The organism is Psychrobacter sp. UBA3483, from assembly GCF_002377905.1.
GTDB lineage: Bacteria > Pseudomonadota > Gammaproteobacteria > Pseudomonadales > Moraxellaceae > Psychrobacter.
On the sequence record NZ_DFQS01000044.1, the window covers coordinates 29,391 to 49,714 of the forward strand.

Consider the following 20,324-nt stretch of genomic DNA (forward strand, 5'->3'; position numbering starts at 1 on the left):
CCTGTTCTTTGCACAAGCTTTATGGGTTAAATAACAAATAATAGAAGCCACATCATGCTCTTGTGCAGCAAGTTCTCTCATTGACCTTAGTATGAATAAGGATGCTATCTAAAAAATAACCGAGCTATTGGTCGACATGCCCGCTTATATGTTTCATTTAAGAGCAGTTTTCGGTAAGATAAGCGCATATCTTTATTCTACTTTCCGCCAAGCATGGTAGCGCACGATAGCGTAGTCTCACTTTGGCGCTTTTCATCCCACGCTTTTAACATACGTATCTGAGAAACCTTTATGGCCCTGTACCCCTACACGCTTCAACCTGTCGCCTTAAACCTAACCGAGGCCGAATTTCATCAAGCCCAATATGAGCTATTTGCCAGTGCCAGCCCGTCGTTTGGTCTGTCGAGTATTAAGATGAAAGAGTGGATTATTATGGCGGTCGTCGTCATATTAGCCATCGCGGGCTTGGTTTTTTTAACTGGTTATTCGACCATTATTTTTTGGTTGATGCTAGCAGCGGTGGTCATTTATCTATTGGTACGTACCCTTGGCTTTAAATGGTATGTCAAAAAAGAGTTTGAAAAACAAGTTGCTGACCAAGAAATGCCTGATGAGATGCGTCAGATGAAATTGGGCGTGCAAAAGCATGGTCTGGTCATGGCAATGCCGGTCAATCAGCCTGACATGTTTAATAGCAATCAGATGCGCGGTATGCAGATGCGTGCTGGTAGCACTCAGCAGGCGGTTATTCCTTGGAGCGCCGTCAAAAGCTGGGATGAAACTGATGACTATATTTTCATGATGTTTGAGCTAAAAGGTCAACAAGGCAGCCAAATCATTCCTAAGCGTTTACAAACGCAAAAATTCCCAATCGATACCGTACGTCAGCACCTACAAGAAGTCATTGCTGTTAAAGGCTTAAACCCTGAAAACTTACAGCCACCTGCAAAACTATAAAAGTGACTTTTAAATTAAGAAGTGGCTTTTAGAGTGCTGTGGTTGGTCGTTTTTTATAATTCAGCATTAAACTTGTATAGGTGTTGGCTTTATAAAATAGTATGAATAGCGTGGATACTATGATTTTATAATTCTATAAAATCAATCACAGCCTTAGATTAATTGAATTTAACTTATCATGGTATCTTTGCTATTATAATAAGCATAAACAGACAAGGTATAGAGACCTAAAAACCTGTAGAAGATATATAACGAGCATAGCAATGCAGGATATGACTTGCTACACTCTTAGACTTCTACATTTGCCTTAGATGATTAAGTCTAAGTTTATAAAAATAACCAGTCTCTTAAATGAACACTCAAACTATAAGGATAATATTATGAGTAATACTAATAATGCAACCAACCAAATCGGTCTAGAAAAAGCAGATATGAGCGAAGTGATTGATAAGTTAAACGATCTACTATCAAGCTATCATATGTTTTATATCAACGTACGTGGTTATCACTGGAACGTAAAAGGTGAGCATTTCTTCACCTTGCACCCACAGTTCGAAGAGCTATATACCAATTTGCAAGTAGAAATTGATGAAATCGCTGAGCGTATCTTGACATTAGGTGGCACGCCATTGCATGCTTATAGCGACTTTAGTCAACATACCAACATTCAAGAAGATAAAAACGTCAAAGACGGTAATGCTTGCGTACAAGGTGTGGTGACTGGTCTACAAGCGCTGATTGAAGAGCAACGTGAAGTGTCAGCATTAGCTGAACGAGCGGAAGACCAAGGTACAGCAGACTTAGTTGATGAGTATGTACAACAACAAGAAAAGCTTATTTGGATGTATAATGCTTTTTTGGCTAAATAACGGCGAAATAGATAAAGCAATCTATCAGTAAATTGGCTTATTAGTTGAATAAATAGTAAGTAAGAAAAAAGCACCTAATTTAGGTGCTTTTTTTATGCTTCTTTACCAATGCTACTTATGTTTCAATGACTTTACTTCTGAATCCACTGACGTATTTTTTCACGCTCGGCTGGTGTTGCTTGTAACCAAAGTTGCATAAACTGATCTAAAGTACTGGTAGAAGTAGCAGCGCTAGTCGTTTGCTGAACTGTGGTCACAGCACCTGTATTGATAGTGCTGGCAGTAGATTGACCTAATGCAGCTATGGCACGTTGGTTTTGTAGTTCGGCATCATTTGCGCCGCCAAATACACCGCCCAATGTTTTACCCAAACCTGATAGCAAACCACCTTGACTACCCTCTAGCGCCTGCTGACTGGCAACCACCGTATTATTTTGCTGCACTGCCAACGTTGGACGCTTGGCAAATTCTCTTGCGGCTTCATATTTTTCTGGCTGATTTGGCATGGTCAGACGATACGTTTGATTGTCTTTCAATTCTGCCGTCACACTCACATTACCTGAGCGCAAATAATCGTGCTCATCACGGCGCAAGTTATATAAGCGATCATACTTAGCGGTAATCGCATGCTGACCTGGCTCTAAGGTAAACGACTTCTTCAATGGCTGAAACGGACTTTGCTGGATTTCTTGTCCATTAATAGCGGTTACTTTGATATGGTCATCAACAAGCAGAGTGACTGCAGCGTGCGAGAACATCGATACTGAGCCTGCAGTAATCAATAGCGTGCTCATCGTCAGTTTTTTTAGCAAAGAAGCGTTTGGTTTCATAAGTTATTCCAAGGATAGTAAAGTAGCGGTATAAAGGGCGTGTCTATGAACGTTAAAAACTAATTATTAAAAGCTAAAGGTCAAAAAACGAAAGGTTAAAAGTCGAGTGGCATGGTATGTTGGTCTTGACTGGCGACCTCATTATCACCTTGCGTTTCTTGGGCGATATCGGCAAGCTCGGCGGCGAGCGTCTGCTCATCAATCGTGCGTAACGCATCGCTAATGACCGCTTTGGATATATTACTACGACCAAGGTTAGAAAACATTGGCTGAATGTAATTTAGGACGTCCATCATAGCGCCGATACGATGCGGCCCTTCGGTGAGTAAATGATTGATAATACGCTCATCAAACTGCCAACCGCGGCGGCGTAAGATAGATTGTAGCAAAGCTTGACGGTCTGCCAAATCATGACCGGTTGGCACTTTAAAGCTTGGCGATTGCGCTAAACGGGTGAGGAGGTCTGTTAACTGAAACGGTAATTCGGTCGCCGGTTTATTAGAAGCAAAAATCAGCTGCCGCTGCCCTTCACGGCTTCGATTAATCAGATGGAACAAGGCCTCTTGCCATTGGCTGCTTTGCTCAAGCACCTCTAAATCATCAATCGCTATCAGGGAAAAATTCTCTAAAGAAGATAGAACATTAACATCGGTATGAATCAGCTCATTCAATGACAGACAAATCGCTGATTTGTCCATCTCGATAAACGACTCACAGATGGCGGATAATAGGTGCGACTTGCCCGTCTCTGGGCTGCCAAATAGGTACAACTGACCTATCAGGCCGACATGTAGCTGCCGCACTGCATCGATAATAGACATCCAACCTGGACCGGCAAAGTCGCTGAGACTCGCATCATGCTTAATGTCCAGATTGAGACTTAGCTGTGCTTCTGCCATGAATCATCAACTCGGTTTGCGTAGCGCAATCACTAAAAAGGCTAAACGACTAATATTCTGTAAACTGGCTTTGCTAACTTTTACACTTATCAAAGCCAACCTAATAACGGTAAATACCATTAATACTGCGCCTATATATAACATATTTGCAAAATGACTGACAAGTCTTTTACCCATTAACCCCAATCAAACCTTATTCATAGAATATCTGGGCGATTTATTTTTCTTCAAATAACGCCAATTGTTTACGGCCTTTATAAAAGTCAGTCGATTGATAATGCGCGTATAAATGGCGGAATAAGACATTAAGCACAGCGGACACCGGTAGCGCGATCAGCATACCAACGAAACCTAATAAGCTTGCTCCTGCCAATACTGTAAAAATAACCCATAAAGGTGATAAACCGATTTTGTCGCCCAATAACAACGGCTGCAAAATATAACCTTCTGCCGCTTGTCCGACCAAAAACGCGCCAACCACCAAGGCTAAATAAGTCCAATCCAGACCAAATTGGAACAAAGAGGCGATAATCGCGGCGATAAAGCCAATACCAAAGCCTAAATACGGCACGAAGCTTGCGATACCAGCCACCATACCAATAATCAAACCAAGCTCAAGCCCAATAAGCTGGAGCTGTACAGCATAAATGACGCCCAATAATACCATGACCAATAGTTGACCTTTAATAAATGCCATTAATGCTTGATCGCATTCTCGGGCAATGGCAACCACTTTTTTACAATAAGGCGCAGGAATAGCCATCTTCCAAGTTTGCAGGCGCTGATCCCAATTAAATAAGAAATAAAAGGTCAAAATCGGTACCAGCACAATCAAGCCCGCATTGTTAATAAAATTCATACTAGAGGCCAGTATTTGGCTCATCATACTGCTGGCATCAGCGAATTTATAGTTGGTCTGCATATAATCAACCAAAGTTTCAGAAAAGCCCTTGGCTTCGAGTTCTGGCAGACGAATGCGACTATTATTGGCAAACCACTCACGCACGACTTGATTATACCAATTTAATACTTTGGGCAGATATTCCCACGCCGCTTGCAGCTGATGCCATAAGGTTGGTATTAGCCACCAAAGCAGCAGAACCATACCAAGCGTAATCGTCGAATAAACAATAATAATCGCCATCCAGCGCTTGATGTATTTTGATAAACGCTTAACCAGTGGGTTAAACAAATAAGCCAGTACAAAAGCAACGACAAACGGCACGATGACGGGCATCATCAAATACAATAAAAATACCGCTATAACAATCGCAACAACGATAAATAAGCGCCGAAAAAAGGGATCTATTGGTTGGTTTATCATTAAGGGTAACCCTACGATTAAGTCTATGTAAAATTCTGGCGTCTAATGGTTTGTTCACTGAAATATGTCTTCAGCAACTTTGTATTTATAATGGTAATTAGCAGCGTCATCGTCGTAGGTTTTGCTAACGACTTTGGCGTTCTATTATCGCAGAGTCCGACAAAAAAGCAGTCATTTTTTGTTTCTTAATTTTTTATTACGCCTGATAACATCTTTATTAGCATTCTTATGCAAATATCCGCCAAATATTGGTAAGTTGCTTTGCGGCTAAGGGTCATTTTTGGGTATAATGCGCGCACTATCTGCAAAATTAACATGACCGATCCGCTTTTCTACTGACCGACCTTCATTCCTTATAAAATTTGTGAGATGACCATGAGTAACAAGCCTTCTTTAAGCTACAAAGATGCTGGCGTTGATATTGATGCTGGCGATGCGTTGGTACAACGTATTAAATCAGTGGCAAAAGCCACCTCTCGTCCTGAGGTTGTGGGCGGACTTGGCGGTTTTGGGGCGCTTTGTCGTATTCCGACTGGTTATACCTCACCGTTGTTGGTTTCGGGCACTGACGGTGTCGGTACCAAGCTCAAATTGGCCTTGCAATTAAACCGCCATGACACCATCGGTATCGACTTGGTCGCTATGTGCGTCAATGATTTATTGGTTTGCGGCGCTGAGCCGTTATTTTTCCTAGATTATTATGCAACGGGCAAGCTTGATGTCGATGTCGCGGCAACCGTTGTCACGGGCATTGGCGAAGGTTGTAAATTATCAAATTGCGCGCTCATTGGCGGCGAAACCGCTGAGATGCCGGGCATGTATCAAGATGATGATTATGACCTAGCAGGATTCTGCGTCGGTGTAGTCGAAGAAGCGGAAGTCATTACTGGTGAAAACGTCAGCGAGGGCGATGTATTAATCGCCCTTGCTTCAAGTGGCGCGCATTCTAATGGCTACTCATTGGTACGTAAAGTCATCGAAGTCAGCGGTATTGATGTGACGACGAGCGATGAGCAATTAGACGGTCAGCCTATTCAAGATGCGCTGATGGCACCTACCCGCATTTATGTTAAAGCCATTAAATCGTTGCAAGATACCCTTGGTAGCTCAGCCTTACATGCGATGTCACATATCACCGGCGGCGGCTTAACCGATAACCTGCCGCGTGTACTACCAGATAATTTAGCCGCTAGTATTGATACGAGCAGCTGGCAGTTCTCAGAGCTATTCACATGGCTACAAACCCAAGGCAATATCGAGCAAAGTGAGATGTACCGCACCTTTAACTGCGGCGTCGGTTTTGTCATCGTTGTGCCTAAAGACAAAGCTGAAACGGCTATCAAAACCTTAAATGATGCGGGCGAAAAAGCTTGGAAATTGGGTGAAATGGTGAGCCGTGAAGCGGACGCCGTGGTGTACCGTTAATGCCAGACGACAATTTAAAAAGCATGGCAAAAAAATCAGCTAAGCCGTTACGCGTCGCTGTTTTGGTATCGGGTAGTGGTAGCAACCTGCAAGTTTTGATTAATGCCATGCAAGCTGGCGCGCTACCGATTGAGATTGTTGGCGTTATCAGTAATCGTGAAGATGCTTATGCCATCACACGTGCCAATGACGCTGCGATTCCCGTTGCCGTCTTATCTCACGTTGCTAGCGGCAAACGCATGGGTATCAAAACCTTTGAAACCCATGCCAGCGCACAGCTAATTACTTGGCAGCCTGATTTGATTGTTCTTGCAGGATTTATGCGGGTGTTAAGTAGCGCATTTATCGATAATGCGCCTGCGCCAATGATTAACCTGCACCCTGCTCTACTGCCCGCTTATAAGGGCCTAGATACCCATCAGCGCGCCATACAAGCGGGTGAACGTCATCATGGCTGTAGTATTCATGTGGTCACTGCAGAGCTTGATGCCGGTGCGGTGTTGACCCAAGCGCTGCTTGAAGTTAATTACAAAGACACTGTGGATAGCCTGCAAGCACGCGTACAAAAAGGCGAACATCAACTCTTACCATGGACTCTATTACTGATTGCTAAGGGCATTATTGACTTAGATAATCCACCTGACGATACTGTATCATCTTATCTACCAGCCTTACCTTTAAGACTATGGTTAGATAACTAAGCTTTAGACTTTATTTATAAATAAAAAAGCAGAATCCGTAATGGGTTCTGCTTTTTTTATGCGCTTAAATAACGAGGTGTTTATAGAAAATGGCTAGTAAAAAAATACCTCGTTACTTAATAGCTAGGTATTTAAAATTAACAGTCTAAAACAACTTAATCATTAAGCAGGTTTTTTATTAACGACATGTACTGCTTTAATATTAACAAACTCTTTGATACCAAAGCCGCCATGTTCACGGCCATAGCCTGAATCTTTCACGCCACCGAATGGTAGACCTGGATTGACTAGATCATACCCGTTGATATAAACCATACCCGTATCGAAATGCTGCTGGGCTAGATTAATTGCTTTTTCTTCATCTTTTGAGAAGATAGCACCGCCGAGTCCATAACGACTGTCATTGGCAATACGGAAAGCATCGTCTTGGTCTTTGGCACGAATAAGCGCGGCAACGGGACCAAATAGCTCATCTTTATAAGCTGGTTGATCGGGTTTGATGTTTTCCAAAATCGTTGGTGGATAAAACGCGCCCGGCTTATCAGGCACTTCACCGCCGATCGTGATGGTCGCACCTTTATCCACGCTTTCTTGCACTTGCTTGTGCAACGTATCACGCTGTTTGCTACTAGACATCGGACCTACGTCAGTCGACTCTTCCATTGGATCGCCAACTTTATAGCTGTTGAATTTCTCGATAACCAAATCACGGAATTTATCATAAACGCTATCGACGACCACAAAACGTTTAGCCGCAATACAAGTCTCGCCGTTGTTATATAAACGCGCATGGGCACAGGTTGCCGCTGCTAAATCTAAGTCAGCGTCGTCTAATACGATAAAGGCATCGTTCGAGCCAAGCTCCATAACGGTCTTTTTCAGTACTTTTGCTGCTTGTTGCGCGACTACTCGACCAGCGACATCGCTACCCGTTAAGGTAACACCGCGTACTTTTTCATGCTCAATCACTTTTTCAGATTGGTCATGACTGATAATCAATGCGCGGAATAAGCCTTCTGGCAAATCAGATTCTTGCATGATTTTTTCAATCAATAACCCAGATCCAGTCACGTTTGAGGCGTGTTTAAGTAAAATACTATTACCCGCCATCAAGTTAGCAATGGTATAGCGGAATACTTGGTAAGCTGGAAAGTTCCACGGCTGAATACCATAAATGATACCGATGGGATCATAGCTGATTAAGCCTTTCTTAATACCTTCGATATCACGTTCGTCATCAGCTAAGGCAGCAACGCCTTCGCTTGCCGTAAAATCACAAATCGCTTTACATAAATCTACTTCGCCTAAGCTCGCCTCTAAGGTCTTACCACGCTCTTCAGTCATTAGCTTCGCAAGCTCGTCTTTATACTTCATTAGCATCTCGCCAATCGAGTTAACGACTTTGGCGCGCTCATCGGCACTGACCAAACGCCATTTTGAAAACGCTTCGTGTGAGGCATCGATGATTTTATTAACTTCATCGCTGCTCATATAAGTATAGTTTTTAATGTCTTTACCCGTCGCTGGGTTCACAGTGGTAATATCTGCCATGATAATTATCCTTAGTTATTTGTTTATTATACGCCAATCTCAACTTATCGTAGGCTTTTGATTTTTATAGAATTTAAAATTCTAATTGTTTTAACTGAAATTTTAAAAACTAAGCAAACCAATACCTTAGAAAAATAAGTTGAGAGTGGGGTTTATTATGTAGTGAAGCATTGTATGTAATGAATACCTGATGAGCGAGGCCTAATTGTTAAAAAACAATCTACCACTAAACAAATTGATATTATCGAATCACTTAACAATGCTCGCTCTAATTGTCTTTTTTCTTAATGTCTATTTAGCATAGCAAAATGCATTGGCTATAGTTTTACAAGTTATGAAGAAGTGTGCGTAAGATGTTAATAATGTGACGCCCCTATAAAGACTCGTTTGATTTAAAAAAACTAAATTTAGAGAACCTTTTGATTTAAAGAGCTTTTCAATTTAAAAAGCTTGATCTAAAAAATAGAGGCAATAAAAAACCAGCCCATGGTACATGTGCTGGTTCTTTAAAAGTTGTACTAAAACAAATGGTTAATGACTGGAATCTCTGGCGGCGGATTTTCTTCTTCGGCAACCACTTGCCGCGCCACATGCATAATTAGTTGACGTAACCAACGATGCGCTGGATGGTGCTGTAATAATGGTGACCATGCCATGGTCAGCTCAAACTCAGGGATAAAGAATGGTGGCTCTTCCATAATAATACTGTCGTTATTGGCCTGCATTCTCGCCACCCGCGTCGGCAAAGTCGCAATCAAATCTTTATTGGCCGCAAGCATCGCTGGCATTTGATAGTGACGGGTAAAGACGCTGATTTGGCGCTTTTGACCTAGGCGTTGCAATGCCTGATCGATAGAACCAAGCCCACCCGATTTCTCTGGATTAACCCCAAAGCCAACGCCCATACCTGTTTTGGACACCCAAACATGTTGCGCTTTTAGATAATTTTTTAAATTAAAACGATTGGCATATGGCCCTTCAGCCGACAATAAACAGCTAAATGTATCGCGCCAAACCAATACTTGATGGAAGCTTTGCGGAATCTCATTAAAACGGTTAATCGCTAAATCTACGCGCCCCTGTTCCATATCACGGTAGGAAACATCAGAGGGCGTCAAGAAGTCCAAAATCACATTGGGCGCTTCAGAGCGTAGCGCTTTGACCAGTTTTGGCACCAAAGTCGCCTCAGCATAATCTGAAGTCATGATACGAAAAACGCGCGAGGTACTATAAGGGCGAAACTCGGTACGCGGCTCAAGCACTTGCGTTAAGTCGGCCAGTATCTCGCGAATACGCGGCTGCAGCTCAAGCGCGCGCTCGGTCGGCGTCATACCTTCCGATGAACGCACCAATAATGGGTCATTAAACAATTTACGTAGACGCCGCAAAATATTACTCATCGCTGGCTGAGTAATGCCGAGCTGCTCAGCTGCACGTGTGACGTTTTTTTCGCGAAGTAGTACATCTAAATGCACCAACAAATTCAAATCAACCCGCTGCAAATTCATATCTATTTCTCTTTACCGTAGAATAAACGCCACCATAAGCTTAGAAAAGCGCGGCATCTTCCGTCCTATTATTTTATAAAACTGGGTTATCACTGTCTAAATTAAGCATTTCTCTATCTAAATAGCTTTAATATATGCTTATTATAACCCAAGTTACCCTGCTCAAGCCATTGTTTTGTCTATACTATAACCAAATGAAATACCCAAGATAATAATCATAAACTAGATAAATCAGGGTAACCTAGCTATAGTGCTTAGCAAGCGCTGATAAGTCATTTTCAAATATTATCCCATCAGCATGTGTTTTAACGAATCGATGATGCATACTATTTTATCGCACTTTTACGTTAAAAGATGGACAGAAAACTTATTGCGTAAACCTTATTGTGAAATCAGCTTTGTTATAAATTTAACTTTTTGCTCGCAGCAGTTTTTAAGCTTGAATAAATGTCTTGTACGCTTTAGGGTAATAAGCAGTTTAGCTGGCGACTACCTCTTATCTATAAAAACGCCGATTTAACCCAAGAAATAAAAGCTGACCAAAAAGACAGGTTTTATTTGCTTTTACGACCATTTTCTTATAGTTTAATAAAGGGTGCTCAGGCAAAAAATTTATATCCCAAATTTTACTTTTGCTAATGTACTTCTTTTTAAGAATCATTATTTTATAAGCAACCACTATCTGCATATTTTACTCGATTAATTTACATCCCCTTTAATCCCCACCCCACCAAGGAGACTATAGATGTCAACTGCATATAAATCAGCGATTGATCTAGTACGTGAACTAAAGCAAAAGCACGGTAACTGGCAGAATATCAGCGAGACTGATGCTGCACGTATGATGATGCAAAACCGTTTCAAAACTGGTTTAGATATCGCCAAGTATACTGCAAAAATCATGCGTCAAGACATGGAAGATTATGACAATGATACGTCTCAGTACACGCAATCTTTAGGTGCATGGCATGGTTTCGTTGCTCAGCAAACCATGTACGCTAAGAAAAAATACTTCGGTACGACGGCTAAAACTTACATTTACCTATCAGGTTGGATGGTCGCTGCCCTACGTTCTGAGTTTGGTCCTCTACCTGACCAATCTATGCACGAAAAAACGTCTGTGCCTAAGCTAATCGAAGAAATCTACACCTTCTTACGTCAAGCTGATGCTAAAGTGTTAAACGACTACTTCCGTGAGCTAAACGCTGCAGAAGAAGCGGGTCAAGACACTTCAGCTATCCTAGAAAAAATCGAAAACTTTGATTCACACGTTGTGCCAATCATTGCTGATATCGATGCAGGTTTCGGTAACGAAGAAGCGACTTACTTGCTAACTAAGCAAATGATCGAAGCGGGTGCTTGCGCTATCCAAGTTGAAAACCAAGTATCTGACGCAAAACAGTGTGGTCACCAAGCGGGTAAAGTAACTGTACCGCATGAAGACTACATCGCAAAAATTAATGCGATTCGTTATGCATTCTTAGAGCTAGGTGTTGAAGACGGCGTTATCGTTGCTCGTACTGACTCTGAAGGCGCATCACTAACGCAAAAAATCCCAGTATCAAATGAGCCAGGCGACCTTGCTTCTCAATATATCGACTTCCTAGAAATGGAAGAAGTGACCATCGAAGAAGCAAAAGAAAATGACAGCCTTCTTAAGCACAACGGCAAATTGGTTCGTCCTAAGCGTCTAGCTAACGGTCTATATCAGTTCCGTGAAGAAACCAACATCGACCGCGTCGTACTTGACTGTGTCACTGCTCTAGAAAACGGTGCTGATCTACTATGGATCGAAACACCTACTCCAGACGTAGAACACATCAAAATGATGGTTGACCGTATTAAAGAAGAGCAGCCAAAAGCGAAACTTGTATATAACAACAGCCCATCGTTCAACTGGACGCTAAACTTCCGTAAGCAAGTTATCGCTCAGTGGGAAGAAGAAGGTAAAGACATCTCTGCCTACAACAAAGACAACTTGATGAGTGCTGATTACGACGGTACTGAGCTTGATGAAGCTGCTGACATCGCTGCGAAGAACTTCCAACGTGACGCATCACGCGAAGCGGGTGTCTTCCATCACCTAATCACGCTACCTACTTACCACACCACTGCACTTAGCGTTCATGAACTTGCTAAAGGCTACTTCGGTGAAGAAGGTATGCTTGCTTATGCAGCTGGCGTCCAACGTAAAGAAATCCGTGAAGGCATCGCTTGTGTTAAACACCAAGCAATGGCGGGTTCTGACCTTGGCGATGATCACAAAGAAATCTTCTCTGGTGAAAACGCCCTTAAAGCTGGTGGTGGCAAAAACACCATGAACCAGTTCTAATGTCCGATTACTTATAAGTACATTTTATAAGTAACCGTTATAGAAAAGCCGTCCTACCTTGTAGGGCGGCTTTTTCTGGCTTTAAATAATTTCCCTATATAAAACGATAGCGTTATTAAATAGCCATTTTTAGACCATTTAGATGTCCATCGATTGAATTGAGGACACGCCCTAGTATCAGCTAATCAGCCAAAGTAAAACTTTTACTTGTCATTGTTCGATAGCTCTCATACGATGGTAATTATTTAACAGGTATTACCAATCATTCATGACTATAATCGGGAGCCATCATGCAAGAGATAGAGCTGAAATTTCTAGTACCAGAATCACGCTTAAAAGGTTTGATGCGCCAAGCAAATATTAAATCCTCACAGCTCACGCGGCTGGCCGCGCATTATTATGACACTCCCGATCAGCAGCTCGCTAAGGCGGGTATTGGCTTACGTATTCGTCAGGAAGGCGATGCGTGGGTGCAGACCATCAAAGCAGGTGGCGATGGTATTGCGGCACGTTTAGAGCACAATGCGGTACTAGATAACCAACAGGTCCAAGCAATGTTGGAAGCGGACACCCTTATGCCTGATTTAGGTATCTATAAAGATACCGCCATTGCCGCTGCTCTAGAGTCATTTAAATTAACGAAACTGGCCAAAACGCTTAACCGATTATATGTCACCGATGTCGAGCGTATAACACGGATGCTGGTAGACAATAACGATAATGAATGCAGTAATCAGATTGAGATGGCATACGACTACGGAGAGATTATTCACGGCAGCGATACCAGTCAGCGCTATACCATTCAAGAAATCGAGTTTGAGCTCATATCAGGCGATGTAGATTTTTTATTTACGACCGCCAAAACCTGGTGTCAACGTCATAAACTCTGCCTCTCTACGGTGACCAAAGCCGAGCGTGGTGGCCTATTAATTACGGGGCAACAACATAGCCCAGCGGTTAGCGCCAATCTTAGCGCCCTAACTGTCGATAAAGACAGCAGCAGGCCAGCATTTATACGGGCTGTCGTACATAATTGTCTACTACAAATATTACCCAATAGTAGCGCCATCGTCGCAGGTAGCACGGACAATGAGCATGTTTTACAATTACATGACGGTATTCAGCGCTTACGTACCGCGCTCAAAGTGTTTGGCAGCTTCTCTGATGAGCTCAATCCTGATTGGTCAACCATCCTTAAGCAAACAACGACTTTACTGACTGATTATCGCAAGCTTGCTTATCTTGCCAGTCATATCGAACCCTATCTACAAGAACATGATGCCCCAAGCGTTGATTGGACGGTAGAAATCGAAGCATTAAAGATTACCCCTATTGAAGCGGTACGCGCCAACAATTTGCAATTGACCTTGCTTGAGCTGATAGCTTTCACCATGAGTGACCCTAACCTTGAACCACAGGCCGATAAACGCGCGGCTCATAAGCTTAGAAAAGTATTGAACAAACGTTATAAAAAATTGCTGAAAGCTGAGAGAAAATTCCATGAAGCTAGAAATGCTAAAGTGGATAGCAAAGATTTAGATAGTACGAGTTTAGAAAACGTTAATTTAGAAGGCGTTAATTTAGAAAATACGGATTCGCAAAGTCTGCAGGCGCAGGCGGTAGATTTACCAGTCAAGGGCGAAAAACAAGCCCAGTATAAATTGTACCGTCAGCTTGAAAAATTGCGCTATGTTAGTGAGTTTGCAGCGCCCTTAATCAACAATGAAAAGTTTAAAAACAATAAGCTCAACAGTAAAAAATCCAAAAAGAAAAGTAAGCGCTTCCTAAAACGTCTCGTAAAAGCACAGCAAGCGCTTGGGCAACAACGTGCTATCACTTATTATCAACAGTGCTATCAACATAGAGCTGGTACTGACTTTAATGCTTGGTATGGCGCAGGCTGGTTAAACGCCTCTTTGATAAATGCTAACAAAAAAACTGAAAAATGCTTAGCTAAGCTTAAATCTGTAGATAAGTTTTGGTAATAGAAACTAAAACTGGCTTTTTGACCCTGTCTCTTACTTATACTTAACTTAACCTTTACATAATTCAAAAAAAAGACAGTGACCATAAGGTACGTTGTCTTTTTTTTATGCGTAATGTTTTTAAGCCTGATGTTTTTTAAGCACAATGTTTTCTAAGCGTAGTGTTTTTTAAGCATAGGGTTTTCGAGTAAATATCAATGAGCAACAATGGTCACAGCTGTGCCCTCGATAACTTGCTCAAATAGCTCCAAAATATCTTCATTGCGCATCCGTATACATCCGTGCGAGAGAGGCTCGCCCATTGGTTCGCTGTCTGGCGTGCCATGAATATAAATATAACGCTGATAAGTATCGCAGCCGCCATGAGCATTGCTGCCTTTATTCAATCCCTCTTCAAGACCGCTCAGCCATAAAATACGGCTTAATATCCAATCGCGCTCAGGATGCAACTCACCAAGCTCTGCACTATAGACCTCGCCCGTAGGGACACGTCCAATGAACACCGCATTTATGGGTTCATCTGTGCCTATTTTCTTGGCGATAAAATGTTTGCCAAGGGGTGTGCAGCCGCTATCTTGCTGACTGCCAATGCCATTTTTAGCGGTCGACACCGTATATTGAGTCATTTGTTTATCGTATTTATATAGCGTTAACATTTGCTGAGCAATGTTAATAACCAGCTGCACATCAGATTTTTCGTTAAACTTTTCTTTAGATTCTTCATTATTTGTCATAAGGTTTTCCAGCGCTCATAAATCTACAGTGGTTATTATCGATTGCGTTGAGAGTAAATGGTGAGCGAAATGTTTGCGTTTTTCTATTATTAAGGGATTGTATCAAGGCTTTTGTCACCGTAATATAGAGGCACACTTTTTGATGCTAGCAGATTATGACGACTATTTCACCGACACGTGTGTCGATGTATGATTTTCTCTATCAAGATACCAAGCCGATGGTGTCATTATTAGCAGATGCCGCTAAGCTGTCATTACCGCAAGCGCGCTTGGCGTTGGATGCTAGCTTGCAAGCCATTGTCAGTGCTTTACTTGCTTATCAGCAGCATAATGATGGCCAGGCCGTGAGTAAAAAACTGTTTACTCGTACCGCTGTCAAAGAACTCAGACGATATAACTCAATGAATTTTTCGACCATCAACGCGACTTTATATTATCGCCAAGAGGTGGCTGATGCAATTTTTCATGAGAATGCGCGCGTGATTAAAGCCAGTGATTACATTGCAGAGCGCATTGAGGCGACGTCACAGCAAGTGCAAATACTACTCACCTCTTTGTGCGTAATAGTGCTGCGTGAACTGGCGATTTTAGCAGAATATAGCCAGCTTGATAATGATGAGTTAGACAAATGGTTCGCCTTGCAGCCGCAGTTTTTATCCGTCGAGCGGTTTGTGGCCAATAAACCCGCGTTAGAATCTACCGAGCGGGCTGAACCTAATGAGAATGGAAAAACGACCACTTCTACAGAAGCTGCTTTACAGTCAGACTTAAAAGTAGATGTAGAGACAGAAGCAAAAAACGCCCCTGAACGTACGTTGTTAAGTACAGCGCAACTCGCTGATACTCCGCCGGCTTTTAACCTGCATTGGCACGAGTTGACGACATTTAAACCTGAAAACCAAAAGCCTGTACAAGACATGCAACTAGCGACGGGCAATTATTTAAAAGTCATCGGACGCTCCTCTGCCAATGCTCAGCAAGGCAAACATAATGACTTATTAGTATTTTCCGAAATGGCCGCTATTAGCTTGCCACATCAACGTTGGCTGCTGCAACTGGCGAAAATCTCAGAAATATACTTGCAGCGTAACCGCCTACGCATCACCTCGGAGCCTGCCAGCGCACCAAAACCGCCATTGGTCAGTTTGGGCTTAATCGGTGGCAATAACGACAATACGCCAACCACCACCAGCGAAAAGCCGATTGAATACGACGAACCTATACCGCTTTGGAAAAATCCCGTTATCCTAATCATTATTGCGGTTATTGGCGTACTGGGCGGACTAGCAGCGCTCAAATATCAAAGCCAAAAATCTGACGGTATAAAACTGGCCACAGAAGAAGTCATCGAACAAGACCTTATCAAGGAGCGCCAACAGCAGGATATAGCGATTGTTATGATGGACGACGATGAAGATGGTGCTAAGGAACCAAAAGAAGCGGCTCAATGAGAATAATTCATAGATAAATTTTGAAGTAGACGAAAATAGTCGAGCAACCCTTAAAAAAACCAAAAAAGGCGCTAACTTATTAGCGCCTTTTTTTATGGTTTATCTAACACAGTCTAAAGAATCTTTTACTTCGATAAATCACGACCACGGCTGGCTTCAATCGCCAAACGTAGACCATTTAAACGGATGAAACCTTCGGCGTCTTTTTGATCATAAGCACCGGCATCATCTTCAAAAGTGGCGATTTTTTCATCAAACAATGAATCGTCTGACTTACGACCGACCACGCTTACCGCACCTTTGTATAATTTGACGCGTACGGTACCGTTGACATATTCTTGTGATTTGTCAATCAAGGCTTGTAGCATCATGCGCTCAGGGCTAAACCAATAGCCGTTATAGATAATTTTAGCGTAACGTGGCATCAGCTCATCTTTTAGATGCGCCGCTTCACGGTCAAGGGTTAATGATTCGATACCGCGGTGTGCTTTTAGCATAATGGTACCGGCTGGGGTTTCATAGCAACCGCGTGATTTCATACCAACGTAACGGTTTTCAACGATATCCAAGCGTCCGATGCCATGCTTACCGCCAATCTCATTCAGCTTAATCATTACTTCATAAGGCTTAAGCGCTTCGCCGTCAATCGCAACGATATCACCTTGTTTGTATTCTAATTCTAAATATTGCGGTTCATCTGGAGCGTTTTCAGGACTGACTGACCAGCGCCACATATCGTCTTCAGCTTCGGCGTATGGATCTTCTAAGATGCCGCCTTCATAAGAGATATGCAGTAAGTTGGCGTCCATTGAATAGGGAGATTTTTTCTTATTGCCAGCATAATCGATGGCGATGTTGTGTTCTTCAGCATATTTCATCAAGCTTTCACGGCTTGATAAATCCCATTCACGCCACGGCGCAATGGTCACCACGTCGGGTGATAAAGCAACCGCACCAAGCTCAAAACGTACTTGGTCGTTACCTTTGCCGGTCGCGCCATGACTGATAGCATCGGCGTTATGTTCTTTAGCGATTTCAACCAAACGCTTAGCAATCAAAGGACGCGCGATAGAAGTCCCGAGCAGATACTCGCCTTCATAAATAGCATTGGCGCGGAACATTGGGAACACATAATCGCGGGCAAACTCTTCACGTAAGTCTTCGATATGGATATGCTTGATACCCATGGCTTCAGCTTTGGCGCGCGCCGGCTCAACTTCTTCACCTTGACCGATGTCAGCGGTGAAGGTAATCACTTCTGCATCATAGGTTTCTTGTAGCCATCTAGCGATGATTGAGGTATCGAGACCGCCGGAATAGGCCAAGACGATTTTATTAATATTTTTTGGATCAAGCTGAGCCATGAATAACTCCTAATATAAGAATTTATTATCGAATACATTTAATGAGAAATAAAAATGCGCAGGATAGGATGAAATAAATAAAAAATAGATTGCCTGCTCAGTGTACATCATATTTACGAGCGGCAAAAGTATCAGCGCCATTCGGTGCTAGGTTTTCACTGATAATTAGCATAAATGCATACATAGGCGCTGGTTACTTATCAACGAAATCACAACGCTTTTATGTACAGATAGTTCGCCGCATATTTAGTCAAGTAGGCAAATCTGTTATGATAGCAGCTCAGCTACACTCCCTTTTACTGCCGTATAAAGATATAGAGCGCGATGATACTATGACCGATTCGATTAGAGAATTAACCCTGCTACAGCCAGATGATTGGCATATTCATTTGCGCGACGATAAATCGTTGGCGACTACCGTTCCGCACGCCGCCCAGAGTTTTAACCGCGCCATCTGTATGCCAAACTTGGTACCGCCTGTTAAAAATATCGATGCGGCGCAAGCCTACCGTGAGCGTATCCTGCAGCATTTAGAAGCAAGCGATTTGAGTGCGGAGCGTAAAGCAGCTTTTGACCCACGTATGACCTTGTATCTCACCGATCAAACCACCGCTCAGGATATCGAAATGGCGGCAAAATCTGGTATCGTGCAAGCGGTCAAGCTCTACCCTGCTGGCGCAACGACCAACTCTGCTGACGGTGTCACCGATATCAATGCCTGCGTCGATGTCTTTGAAGCGCTAGAAAAATACAACCTACCCCTACTCTTACATGGCGAAGTCACGCACGACCATGTCGATATTTTTGACCGTGAAAAGCGCTTTCTAGACGAAGTGTTGGCGCAAATCATCGTCAAATTCCCGACGATGAAAATTGTTCTAGAGCATATCACCACCAGTGATGCCGCCGACTTCGTTTTAGAACAAGGCAATCAAATTGCTGCGACCATTACGCCGCAGCACTTGATGTTTAACCGCAATCATTTATTGGTTGGCGGTATCAAGCCGCACTTTTACTGCCTGCCTATTTTGAAGCGTGAAAGCCATCAAAAAGTATTGTTGGATGTCGCTACCAGTGGCAATCCAAAATTCTTTTTAGGCACAGATTCGGCGCCCCATGCAACAAACGCAAAAGAATCGGCTTGCGGCTGTGCAGGCTGCTATAGCGCTGCTATAGCCATACCGCTATACGCCACTGCTTTTGATAGCGTAGGTAAAATCGATAAACTCGAAGGATTTGCCAGCCGCTTTGGCGCTCAGTTCTATGGTTTGCCATTAAATGACAGCACGATTACGTTGATAAATACCCCGATGCAAGTACCGACCCATTACCCTTACTTTGATGGCGCGTCATTAACGCCCCTATTAGCGGGCGAGACGTTACCTTGGTCTATTAAAGCTTAACAGCAATGACATAACGCTATTTGCCTGCCTTTATGCCATATCCTATGTAAGGTCTCGCGCTTTTGCTAGTACGCTTAGCAAGGTCCAGCCTCCTATCATAGGATAGGTATTTTTTATTTCATTCAATACCACAGCACGATTGATAAAAGCGATTTAACTTGATATGACCACTCAAAATGATGCCGCCTTACCTAAAAACGATTGGGCTAATACAAACAATACCTGCCTTAATACTGCCCCAAGCGCCACTGCCAACAGCGCCAGCGCGACAGACGAGCTAGCACCCATGCGCTTAAAAGAGCGTTTTCGTAAGTTTTTGCCTGTTGTCGTCGACGTTGAAACCGCAGGCTTTAATGCGCAAACCGACGCTTTGTTAGAGATTGCTTGTATTCCTGTGCTACTTGATGAGCAAGGCGTTTTTTATCCAGGAGAGGCATTTAACGCCCATATCGAGCCTTTTGAAGGCGCAAATCTTGAGCCAAGCGCGCTTGCCTTTACCGGTATTGATCCTAATAATCCACTGCGCAAAGCCATCGCTGAAGATGAAAAAACGGCGCTGCGCCGTATTTTTAAAGGCTTAAAAGAGGTACGCCGCGCGGAAGACTGCCGTCAATGCGTTTTAATTGGCCATAACGCCCATTTTGACTTAGCATTTTTAAATGCGGCAGTGTTGCGTACCAATAGCAAAAATCACAATCCGTTTCACAACTTCTCAGTTTTCGATACCGTGACGCTGTCTGCATTGGCATTTGGACAAACAGTCCTCGCGCGCGCTTGTAAGGCTGCTGGGCTTGATTTTGATGGTAATGACGCACATTCAGCACTATATGATACCCAAAAGACGGCTGAACTGTTTTGCCACATTCTAAATAGCTACCCGATGCTAGCGAACGCCATACATAACGAGCAGGAAAATACCGAGACAGCCGCTAAAAGTGCTGATGATAGCAACGCTGACGACGCCAAGTAAAATAAAGCATACGCCCTTTGC

The 20,324-nt window shown here is 43.0% G+C and carries 16 protein-coding genes; 9 read left to right on the forward strand and 7 right to left on the reverse strand.

The annotated features are described in order from the left end of the window. The first annotated feature begins 291 nt into the window (after positions 1-291). Together B2866_RS07865 and B2866_RS07870 are read left to right on the forward strand one after the other, a co-directional pair. Complete coding sequence (locus B2866_RS07865; RefSeq protein ID WP_201541237.1) at positions 292-957, forward strand: YcxB family protein; 666 nt, start codon at positions 292-294, stop codon at positions 955-957. A 380-nt stretch (positions 958-1,337) separates the two neighbouring features. Continuing rightward, positions 1,338-1,826 carry a Dps family protein gene (locus B2866_RS07870; RefSeq protein ID WP_068407074.1) on the forward strand — a complete coding sequence of 163 codons (489 nt, stop codon included), beginning with the start codon at positions 1,338-1,340 and terminating at the stop codon, positions 1,824-1,826. A 131-nt stretch (positions 1,827-1,957) separates the two neighbouring features. Here the strand turns inward: B2866_RS07870 and B2866_RS07875 are convergent, their stop codons facing one another. The 3 genes from B2866_RS07875 to B2866_RS07885 form a co-directional block, all read right to left on the reverse strand. Then, positions 1,958-2,656: a DUF2057 family protein gene (locus tag B2866_RS07875; protein WP_201541236.1), complete on the reverse strand. Its 699-nt coding sequence runs from the start codon at positions 2,654-2,656 to the stop codon at positions 1,958-1,960. Between the two features lie 95 nt (positions 2,657-2,751). Beyond that, positions 2,752-3,555, reverse strand: coding sequence for a DnaA regulatory inactivator Hda (gene hda, locus B2866_RS07880; protein ID WP_201541235.1), 804 nt, complete (start codon positions 3,553-3,555; stop codon positions 2,752-2,754). Between the two features lie 217 nt (positions 3,556-3,772). Then, a complete protein-coding gene (locus B2866_RS07885; RefSeq protein WP_296192466.1) occupies positions 3,773-4,879 on the reverse strand; it encodes an AI-2E family transporter in 1,107 nt (368 codons plus the stop codon). Positions 4,880-5,254: 375 nt separating this feature from the next. On the opposite strand from B2866_RS07885, the gene purM reads away from it, so the two are divergent. Both purM and purN read left to right on the forward strand, forming a co-directional pair. Then, entirely contained in the window at positions 5,255-6,304 is a 1,050-nt protein-coding gene (gene purM / locus B2866_RS07890) for a phosphoribosylformylglycinamidine cyclo-ligase (protein ID WP_296192469.1), read from the forward strand. After that, positions 6,304-7,005, forward strand: coding sequence for a phosphoribosylglycinamide formyltransferase (gene purN, locus B2866_RS07895; protein WP_296192472.1), 702 nt, complete (start codon positions 6,304-6,306; stop codon positions 7,003-7,005). The genes purM and purN overlap by 1 nt, the downstream gene beginning before the upstream one ends. 162 nt (positions 7,006-7,167) lie before the next feature. Here purN and B2866_RS07900 read toward each other — a convergent pair whose 3' ends face one another. Beyond that, positions 7,168-8,556: an NAD-dependent succinate-semialdehyde dehydrogenase gene (locus B2866_RS07900; protein ID WP_296192475.1), complete on the reverse strand. Its 1,389-nt coding sequence runs from the start codon at positions 8,554-8,556 to the stop codon at positions 7,168-7,170. A 518-nt stretch (positions 8,557-9,074) separates the two neighbouring features. Further along, a complete protein-coding gene (locus tag B2866_RS07905) occupies positions 9,075-10,064 on the reverse strand; it encodes a LysR family transcriptional regulator (RefSeq protein ID WP_068407091.1) in 990 nt (329 codons plus the stop codon). A gap of 745 nt (positions 10,065-10,809) precedes the next feature. On the opposite strand from B2866_RS07905, the gene B2866_RS07910 reads away from it, so the two are divergent. Both B2866_RS07910 and B2866_RS07915 read left to right on the forward strand, forming a co-directional pair. Beyond that, positions 10,810-12,396, forward strand: a complete 1,587-nt coding sequence (locus B2866_RS07910) for an isocitrate lyase (protein ID WP_296192481.1) — start codon at positions 10,810-10,812, stop codon at positions 12,394-12,396. Between the two features lie 290 nt (positions 12,397-12,686). Then, positions 12,687-14,381 (forward strand): CYTH and CHAD domain-containing protein, encoded by a 1,695-nt coding sequence (locus tag B2866_RS07915; protein WP_296192483.1) that lies wholly within the window; start codon positions 12,687-12,689, stop codon positions 14,379-14,381. A 194-nt stretch (positions 14,382-14,575) separates the two neighbouring features. Here the strand turns inward: B2866_RS07915 and B2866_RS07920 are convergent, their stop codons facing one another. After that, entirely contained in the window at positions 14,576-15,115 is a 540-nt protein-coding gene (locus B2866_RS07920; RefSeq protein WP_296192486.1) for a L,D-transpeptidase, read from the reverse strand. 155 nt (positions 15,116-15,270) lie between these two features. Between B2866_RS07920 and B2866_RS07925 the strand changes: the two genes are divergently transcribed. Continuing rightward, the gene (locus B2866_RS07925) at positions 15,271-16,566 is read left to right on the forward strand and encodes a hypothetical protein (protein WP_296192489.1); all 1,296 of its coding nucleotides are present in this window, start codon (positions 15,271-15,273) and stop codon (positions 16,564-16,566) included. Between the two features lie 125 nt (positions 16,567-16,691). Here the strand turns inward: B2866_RS07925 and B2866_RS07930 are convergent, their stop codons facing one another. Further along, a complete protein-coding gene (locus tag B2866_RS07930) occupies positions 16,692-17,930 on the reverse strand; it encodes an argininosuccinate synthase (RefSeq protein ID WP_296192491.1) in 1,239 nt (412 codons plus the stop codon). Positions 17,931-18,262: 332 nt separating this feature from the next. Here B2866_RS07930 and pyrC point away from each other — a divergent pair, with 332 nt between their 5' ends. Together pyrC and rnt are read left to right on the forward strand one after the other, a co-directional pair. Further along, positions 18,263-19,333, forward strand: a complete 1,071-nt coding sequence (gene pyrC / locus B2866_RS07935) for a dihydroorotase (RefSeq protein ID WP_296192497.1) — start codon at positions 18,263-18,265, stop codon at positions 19,331-19,333. A 163-nt stretch (positions 19,334-19,496) separates the two neighbouring features. After that, positions 19,497-20,303 carry a ribonuclease T gene (gene rnt / locus B2866_RS07940; protein ID WP_296192499.1) on the forward strand — a complete coding sequence of 269 codons (807 nt, stop codon included), beginning with the start codon at positions 19,497-19,499 and terminating at the stop codon, positions 20,301-20,303. Positions 20,304-20,324: the final 21 nt, after the last annotated feature.